Annotated in this window: 1 protein-coding gene; it reads right to left on the reverse strand. The window is 70.0% G+C overall.

Going from position 1 to position 932, the window contains the following annotated elements; translation table 11 throughout:
- A partial coding sequence (glpX, locus tag DEJ17_RS17455) for a class II fructose-bisphosphatase (protein WP_110895680.1) occupies positions 1–923 on the reverse strand: 923 nt, incomplete at its 3' end.
- Positions 924–932 lie beyond the last annotated feature (9 nt).

The following is a 932-nucleotide window of genomic DNA, read 5'->3' on the forward strand; positions in this document are numbered from 1 at the left end:
CGGATCGTGTTCGAGCGCGAGCGGAGCACGAGCGAGTCCGTGTGGATGACGCCGCGCGAACGACGCACGCCGTCGACCAGGACGCCGTCGGTGACTCCGGTGGCGACGAAGAACGTGTTGTCGCCGGTGACCAGGTCGTCCTGATCGAGGACCTTGTCCAGGTCGTGGCCGGCGGCGATGGCGCGCTCGCGCTCCTCGTCGTCCTTCGGCTGGAGCTTGCCGAGGATCACGCCGCCGAGCGCCTTGATCGCGCACGCCGTGATGATGCCCTCGGGAGTGCCGCCGACCCCGACGCACATGTCGATCGTCGAGCCGGGCAGGGCGGCGGCGATGCCACCGGCGACGTCACCGTCGAGCAGCAGTCGCGTGCCGGCACCGGTCGCGCGGATGGCGCGGATCAGCTCGTCGTGGCGCGGACGGTCGAGCACGGCGACGACCATGTCCTCGAGGTCCTTGCCCTTCGCCTTCGCCAGCGCGCGGATGTTGTCACCGATCGGCTTCTCGAGGTCCAGGACACCGCGACCCTCGGGGCCGGCGGCGATCTTGTCCATGTAGAACACGGCAGACGGGTCGTACATCGAGCCGCGGTCCGAGACGGCCATGACGGAGATGGCGTTCTGGCGGCCGGCGGCGGTGAGCGAGGTGCCGTCGATCGGGTCGACCGCGATGTCGCAGGCCGGACCGTGACCGTTGCCGACGTGCTCGCCGTTGTAGAGCATCGGGGCGTTGTCCTTCTCGCCCTCACCGATGACGACGACACCGTCGAAGTTCACCGTGCCGAGGAACTTGCGCATCGCGTCGACCGCGGCGCCGTCGGCGAGGTTCTTCTCACCACGTCCGACCCACGGCTGCGCACGGATCGCGGCGGCCTCCGTCGCACGCACGAGCTCGAGCGCGAGGTTGCGGTCGGGCTGGAGGAACAGGGAGCCGGT

The sequence above is a fragment of the Curtobacterium sp. MCSS17_011 genome (genome assembly GCF_003224275.1).
Taxonomy (GTDB): domain Bacteria; phylum Actinomycetota; class Actinomycetes; order Actinomycetales; family Microbacteriaceae; genus Curtobacterium.